General features: G+C 55.2%; 8 protein-coding genes and 1 other RNA gene. 5 read left to right on the forward strand and 4 right to left on the reverse strand.

Annotated features, from left to right (window positions below):
- From ACW14G_RS21440 to ACW14G_RS21450, 3 genes are all read left to right on the forward strand, one after another.
- Positions 1-207, forward strand: a 207-nt coding sequence (locus ACW14G_RS21440; RefSeq protein ID WP_455648781.1) for a DoxX family protein, incomplete at its 5' end; no start/stop codon positions are given.
- Positions 208-276: 69 nt separating this feature from the next.
- Entirely contained in the window at positions 277-1263 is a 987-nt protein-coding gene (locus tag ACW14G_RS21445; protein ID WP_249023282.1) for a glutathione S-transferase family protein, read from the forward strand.
- Positions 1264-1392: 129 nt separating this feature from the next.
- Complete coding sequence (locus ACW14G_RS21450; RefSeq protein WP_064542103.1) at positions 1393-1758, forward strand: DUF805 domain-containing protein; 366 nt, start codon at positions 1393-1395, stop codon at positions 1756-1758.
- 111 nt (positions 1759-1869) lie between these two features.
- Here ACW14G_RS21450 and ACW14G_RS21455 read toward each other — a convergent pair whose 3' ends face one another.
- Positions 1870-2766, reverse strand: coding sequence for a LysR family transcriptional regulator (locus ACW14G_RS21455; RefSeq protein ID WP_065356113.1), 897 nt, complete (start codon positions 2764-2766; stop codon positions 1870-1872).
- 104 nt (positions 2767-2870) lie between these two features.
- Here ACW14G_RS21455 and ACW14G_RS21460 point away from each other — a divergent pair, with 104 nt between their 5' ends.
- Both ACW14G_RS21460 and ACW14G_RS21465 read left to right on the forward strand, forming a co-directional pair.
- On the forward strand, positions 2871-3572 hold the full coding sequence (locus ACW14G_RS21460) for a pirin family protein (RefSeq protein ID WP_163447839.1): 702 nt from the start codon (positions 2871-2873) through the stop codon (positions 3570-3572).
- Positions 3573-3596: 24 nt separating this feature from the next.
- Positions 3597-3758: a hypothetical protein gene (locus tag ACW14G_RS21465; protein ID WP_163447838.1), complete on the forward strand. Its 162-nt coding sequence runs from the start codon at positions 3597-3599 to the stop codon at positions 3756-3758.
- 32 nt (positions 3759-3790) lie between these two features.
- Here the strand turns inward: ACW14G_RS21465 and ACW14G_RS21470 are convergent, their stop codons facing one another.
- The 3 genes from ACW14G_RS21470 to rnpB form a co-directional block, all read right to left on the reverse strand.
- Entirely contained in the window at positions 3791-5098 is a 1308-nt protein-coding gene (locus ACW14G_RS21470) for an L-cysteine desulfidase family protein (protein ID WP_249022711.1), read from the reverse strand.
- A 15-nt stretch (positions 5099-5113) separates the two neighbouring features.
- Positions 5114-6439, reverse strand: a complete 1326-nt coding sequence (locus ACW14G_RS21475) for an SLC5/6 family protein (protein WP_163447836.1) — start codon at positions 6437-6439, stop codon at positions 5114-5116.
- Positions 6440-6993: 554 nt separating this feature from the next.
- Positions 6994-7374: RNase P RNA component class A (rnpB, locus tag ACW14G_RS21480), an RNA gene on the reverse strand.
- Positions 7375-7402: the final 28 nt, after the last annotated feature.

A 7402-nucleotide genomic window follows, 5' to 3' on the forward strand; every position in this document is an offset into this window, starting at 1 on the left:
CTGTTCGGTTTCCTGACCCGTACCACCGCGCTGTTCACCGCAGGCTTCACCCTGCTGACCGCGTTCATCTTCCACAGCAACTTTGCTGAAGGCATGAACTCGCTGATGTTTATGAAAAACCTGACCATCGCTGGCGGCTACCTGCTGCTGGGTATCACCGGTCCGGGCGCATTCAGCATCGACCGTGTACTGAATAAAAAGTGGTAAGCGCACTATACTGAATGAACAAAAAGCGAGGAGATATCTCCTCGCTTTTGCTATCTGAAGGAGAACATGATGGGACAATTAATCGACGGCGTCTGGCAGGATACCTGGTATGACACCAAATCCACCGGCGGGCGTTTCCAGCGTTCAGTCTCCGCCTTTCGCAACTGGCTAACCGCCGACGGCGAACCGGGCCCGACCGGCAGCGGCGGCTTTGCAGCCGAAAAAGATCGCTATCATCTGTACGTTTCTCTCGCCTGCCCATGGGCGCACCGCACGCTGATTCTGCGTAAGCTGAAAGGGCTGGAGCCGTTTATCTCCGTTTCGGTCGTTCACCCGCTGATGCTGGAAAACGGCTGGACTTTCGACGCTGATTTTCCGGCGGCAACCAGCGATACGCTCTATCAGCATCAGTTTCTGTACCAGCTCTATCAGCATGCCGATCCAACCTATTCCGGCCGCGTGACCGTTCCCGTACTGTGGGACAAGAAAAACCAGACCATCGTCAGCAATGAATCCGCTGAAATCATCCGCATGTTTAATACCGCGTTCGATGCGCTCGGCGCGAAAGCGGGCGACTATTATCCTCCCGCGCTGCGTGAGCAAATCGACGAGTTAAACGGCTGGATCTACGACACCGTGAATAACGGCGTCTACAAAGCGGGCTTTGCCACCAGCCAGGCGGCCTATGACGAAGCCGTAGAAAACGTATTTGTCTCGCTCGACCGTCTGGAGAAAATCCTCGGCCAGCAGCGCTACCTGACAGGCAACCAGCTCACTGAAGCTGATATCCGCCTGTGGACCACGCTTATCCGCTTCGATCCGGTGTACGTCACCCACTTCAAGTGCGACAAGCATCGCATCAGCGATTATCTGAACCTGCACGGCTTCCTGCGCGATATCTATCAGATGCCGGGCATCGCAGAAACCGTGGATTTTGGCCATATTCGCAACCACTATTTCCGCAGCCACAAAACCATCAACCCGACCGGTATTATTTCGGTAGGCCCGTGGCAGAATCTGGATGAACCGCACGGCCGCGACGAGCGTTTCCGTTAAGCACACCGGGCATCGGTCCTCGATGCCCAATTAATTCACGCCATCAATATTTACCATGTTTTCATTCACGTCTATCCTTAGCTTGATCGCTTTAAAAACAAGTGATTAATGGTCAACTGAGGCAAAAAAATGGATTGGTATCTCAAGGTTCTACGTAATTACATTGGGTTTGGCGGCCGCGCCCGTCGCAAAGAGTATTGGATGTTCGTGCTGGTGAACGTCATTTTCACGCTGGTGTTGGGCGTGGTGGATAAGATGCTTGGCTGGCAGCGTGCTGGCGGTGAAGGGATCCTCACCACCATTTATGGTGTTCTGGTCTTCCTGCCCTGGTGGGCAGTACAGTTCCGCCGTCTGCATGACACCGATCGGTCGGCGTGGTGGCTGTTACTGCTGATCATTCCGGTGATCGGCTGGATCGTCATACTGATCTTCAACTGTCAGAACGGGACGCCTGGCGACAACCGTTTTGGACCAGATCCGAAACGCTTCTCCTGATCCCGGCCAGGCATAATTCGGGGTTTTGTAGGCCTGATAAGCGCAGCGCCATCAGGCTATTCGGCGTCGATCGCCGGATGGCGGCGTAAACGTCTTATCCGGCCTACAACTCTATTTCGCGGTTAGCAGCTTTTGGATCTCGCGCAGGCACCAGGACTTCGCTTCGCCCATGCTGTCGCGCCGCCAGGCCATAATGATGTCAATCTCGCTGGTGTACTCCGGGCTAACTACCCGCAAACGCCCTTCGGCAATATCCTGTTCCACCAGCGGATATGGCATGGTCGCCACGCCCAATCCGGCAAGCAACGCCTGACGTTTTTCTTCCATCGAGGTCACCGTCAGACGCGGCTGCTTATCCAGCAGCTGTACCGTCAGCACCGGGCGCTCGCGCGCGGTATCGGCAATCGCGACGCCGCGATACTTCACGCGCGTCACCTCAGACAGCGGTTCGGCCTCCTGATGAATCGGATGGTCCGGCGCCGCAACGTAAACGTTCATCACCGAATAGAGCTTGCGCGAGTTAATCTCCGTCGAAGAGCGGAAATGCATATCCGGCGCGATGACAATATCCGCCCTTCCCTGCTCCAGACGCTCCCAGGCGCCCGCCAGCACTTCAGTAATTATCGACAGCTGAGTGTTCGACTTGGTCGCCAGTTTCTCCACCAGCGGGAACAGGGTTGGCGTAGGGATCAACGCTTCAGCCACAATGGTGAGGTGCGTTTCCCAGCCGCGCGCCAGCGCTTCGGCATCGGTGGTCAACTTATCCGCCGCTTCCAGCAGCACGCGACCGCGTTCCAGCAACATACGCCCAACGTTGGTGAATTTTGTTCGATGACCTGAGCGGTCAAATAACACCACGTCCAGCTCTTCTTCCAGCTTTTGCATGGTGTAGCTTAATGCCGAAGGCACGCGGCCCAGCTCGTCTGCCGCGGCAGCAAAGCTGCCACGCCGGTCGATGGCATCCATTACTCGTAGTGCTTCCAGCGTCAGTGCTCTTTCTTTAGCCATGGCGTGCTCATTCAGGAAATTTGAACATACCGGGCAGAATATCTGGCTAACAATGCAGCGTCCATACCTTTACCATTGATTTAGTGTAAAGGAGGGTCAAGAAGATGATTACCACAAGAACAGCGAAACAGTGCGGACAAGCAGACTTCGGTTGGCTACAGGCCCGCTATACCTTCTCTTTTGGGCACTACTTCGATCCGAAACTGCTGGGCTATGCCTCTTTGCGCGTGCTGAATCAGGAAGTGCTCGCCCCCGGCGCGGCCTTCCAGCCACGCACCTATCCGAAAGTCGATATTCTGAACCTGATTCTGGAAGGCGAAGCCGAATACCGCGACAACGAAGGCCACCATATTCAGGCCAAAGCCGGTGAGGCGCTGCTGATCGCTACCCAGCCCGGCGTGAGCTATAGCGAACATAATCTGAGTAAAGATAAATCGTTGACCCGGATGCAAATCTGGCTGGACGCCTGCCCGGAACGGGAAAACGCGCGGGTGCAGAAACTGAAGTTAAAAGAGGCGACGCACCAGCTTTTAGCCTCTCCTGACGGCAGTCAGCACAGCTTACAGCTGCGTCAGCAGGTGTGGCTACACCATATCGAACTGGCAAAAGGCGAGCAGGTGAATCTACAACTGCACGGGCCGCGCGCCTATCTGCAGTCGATTCACGGTACGGTTCACGCACTGGCGCATGACGCGGAGAAACAGGCGTTAACCTGTGGCGATGGCGCCTTTATTCGGGATGAAGCGAATATCACACTTGTTGCCGATACCCCTCTGCGCGCTTTGCTGATAGATTTACCGGTGTAGTTTTTTCAGGATAGCGGAAGTCAAATGAGTAAGCGAAACCATAAAAAGCAGCAAACGGTGAAAGCCGTCGTCATGTCTCAACCGGTTAGCGCGCCAAAAGAGTTTGGCGTTGAAGAGATGCTGAGCGAGTTAGAAGCCATCGTCGCCGAGGCGGAAAACCGCCAGGCAGAAGAGCGAGCGGCCTGAGAAAACGCCCCGGCCTGCACCGGGGCAAACGGCTAGTTCAGCTTGCTGGCCATAATTTGAATCACCTGCCGATCGGTTTGCTGCATCGACTGACAGGCCAGCGCGCAGAGGTTGGATATCGACTGCTCGACGTCGTGCGCCACAATCCCCTCATTGCCGGTGACCGCGGTTTCATCCAGCGCCATCAGCACCGCTTTCCACGCCGACGATACGCTGGTCGATACCTTCATCGCACAGCTGTTTGACGCGCCATCGCAGATAATCCCGCTGACATCGCCAATCATGCTGCTGATCGCCATTGAAATAGTGCGATAGCTGCCGTCAATCAGCCAGCAAATCCCCGCGGCCGCGCCCATCGATGCCGTCGTGGCGGCGCAGAGCGCGGACAACATCGGCAGCTGATGGTGGATGTAGATGGCCGTCAGGTGCGAGAGAATCAACCCGCGCGCCATTTTTTCCTGCGAACAGCCCAAATGTTCGGCGACCACCACCACCGGCATGGTGGCGGCAATGCCCTGATTACCAGAACCTGAATTGCTCATGGCCGGCAGGCAGGCTCCGCCCATACGCGCGTCAGATGCGGCCGAGGTGCGGATCATAATGTCGGACAGCAGATCCTTGGCCAGCAGTCCGCGTTCGCGCTGGCGCTGGAGCGTCGCGCCAATATGCAGGCCATACTGCGCACGCAACCCTTCGTGGGAGAGCGCGCTATTGAGCAGCGCCGCGTCGAGAATAAAACTGATATTTTCAAACGGGACCTGCTCAGCAAACTCAACCACCTGCGCCAACGTGACCTCCGCCAGCGACGAGGTGGATTCCTCTTCCCCGGCGCTGGCGCAGCCGCTGGCATCCAGCAGCGTGACGCCGTTTTTCACGATCCGTACCACTCGGGTATGACCACCTGCAATCGTCACCGTGGCCGACTCCGCGTCGGTATACACCGTGGCGCTGGCATACAGCACATCCTCGCACGGTTCCTGAATCGAGACCGACACCCTACCGCTCGCCAGCAGCGTCTTCCCGGCCGCGATGGCCTCAACGGAGGCGCTTTTTAATACCTCCAGTCCCGCCTGCGGATCGCCGCCTAACGCGCCTACCGCCGCGGCAATCGGTAGCCCCACCATGCCGGTTCCCGGCACGGTAACACCCATGCCGTTTTTCATCAGGTTGGGAGAGACTTTGGCGTCAATATGAGTCACCCTTCCCGCCAGATGCGAGGCGGCAATCGCGCTGGCCAGAGCCAGCGACACCGGCTCGGTACAGCCCATCGCAGGCTTCACATTTTGTTTAACCGCTTGAATCAGGGTATCCCACAGCGGATTCATCGTTACTTCAACCATCTTAACCATCCAAAATCAGGAGAATGCCAGGAACGGAGAGACGCAGAGCAGCAGGCCAGTGATGATAATGATCACCAGCGAGGCCCCTTTGTATTTATGCAGCGCCGGAACCTTGTAAACCAGCCAGGCAGGAATCAGACAACCCACCATGCCGAAGATAGGGCTGCAAATGGAAGTGAAGCTCAGCACTGGCGCATTCAGCACGATTGCGCTCCAGGCCAGCAGGATGGCGAAGATCATGATTCCACGCTGTACCAGCTTCTCATTGATCTTTTCCATCGGCATTTTACGACGCAGCAGGTTAATCACGATCCCTTGCGTCGCCTCGCGAAAGCCGAGGTAGACGCCGAAGAACGCGGTCATCACCGCAAAAATGTTGAGGATCACGCTTACCACGGTGACCCAGGCACCGGTGCTACCGTTGATGAACTGCGCGGCAATCGCCAGCGCGGAGATATTTTGCTCGTAGGCTTTAACCGCTTCGTCGTGTCCCATGGCCAGCGTGAAGGACACGGCATAGAAAAAGACCACGACAAACAGAATGCCGAAGGCAATGTTCATCGCCCGCAGCGCTTTATGACGCGCCACTTCGCGGGATTTTTCCTTTGAGCGGTAAGAGATAACCATCGGGCTGAGCGTCTGAATAAACAGGATAGATGTCAGCGTAAACGGCAGCGTGATGATCGCGTTTTTCACCAGCAGGCCCATCGGCGGTAGCGTACCGGCGTTGTACAGGTGCCACATCCCCACCATCGATACGCCCAGCGCCGCCACCACTAACAGCTTGGTTAGCACCATAAAGCTGGAAACTTTAAACAGCAGCTTCTCGCCGCGCGAAGAGATTGCCACCAGCACGCAGATCAGCACCAGGCCATAGAACGGGTTTTCCGACAGCAGACCATCGGTGACGCCGAAGGTATGCAGATAAGAAGCGCTGTCGTTGGTGATGGCCGTGGAGTAAACAAACATCCAGATCACCAACATAATGAAGTACAGCGCGCCGAGTAAAATCCCCCAGTTTTTTCCCAGGTAACCGCTGATCACGCTCGGGTAGTCTTTACACTCCGGCGACTCGGCCAGGGTGTTGATAAACAGTCGCTGAAACAGGTACATAGCCGGATAGCCGACGATAGAGGAGAGCAGGAAGACCCACAGCCCCATCAGCCCTACCTGCACGGGTAAAAAGACGATGCCCGCGCCGATAGCCATCCCAATGCTCATGATGACCCAACCCACGTCGGTACTGTCGAACTTTATTGCTGCCTGCCATTCACTTTCTGACATGCCCGCTCGTGCGGCCGCCGCCGAGGTGTGCGTCGGTGAAACTGAGATTGTTTCCATAACAAATTCTCACTCTTGGTGTGTAGGGTTTATTGTTCTGATACAGATTGATATTTCAAAAAAACAAATCATCACAGGCTTATTCACTGCTTTTTCCTGGAGTGTGAAGATCATAGCGCGGGTTAAGGAGAAAAAACTTGCAACTCTTTGCCCGGAAAAAAGCGATAAGGAGAAATTTATGCCATGAATAGCGAGAAATCAGCCAGCTTATTTCTCTTTTTACGAACAATGGAGGAGAAAACATATTTTTCCATGCCGCAGAATTTTATAACAGACTGTTTTTTAATGATATTTTGAGAATTCTCTATTACCTTAACCCAACAACGTAAAGGGATTTTGTGAACCCGGACAACAAAGAATGTTAATGAAATGTGATGCCGGGTTAAGACAAAAAATGAGGCCTATCACAACATCAGGCCATTTCAGTTAATAACTCTATTTTTTGTATGGATATAGTAAACAATCAGAAGATTTCGCTAACAAAATGGGGAAGTTACTGGAGCGATCGCTGAGGGATAAAAAAGCAAAACCCCGCCGAAGCGGGGTTTTTTAAGAGGTGAAACTGACCGATAAGCCGGGTTCTGTCGTGGACAGTCATTCATCTAGGCCAGCAATCGCTCACTGGCTCAAGCAGCCTACCCGGGTTCAGTACGGGCCGTACCTTATGAACCCCTATTTGGCCTTGCTCCGGGTGGAGTTTACCGTGCCACGGACTGTTACCAGCCGCGCGGTGCGCTCTTACCGCACCCTTTCACCCTTACCTGATCCCGCTTGCGCGGGCCATCGGCGGTTTGCTCTCTGTTGCACTGGTCGTGGGCTGTTACACCCCCCAGGCGTTACCTGGCACCTTGCCCTATGGAGCCCGGACTTTCCTCCCCTCCGCCCGTCTCCCCCGAAGAGGACGACGACGAAGCGGCGACTGTCTGGTCAGCTTCGGCGCGCAGTATAGAGGGTTTGCGCGCC

Source organism: Kluyvera sp. (assembly GCF_965301105.1).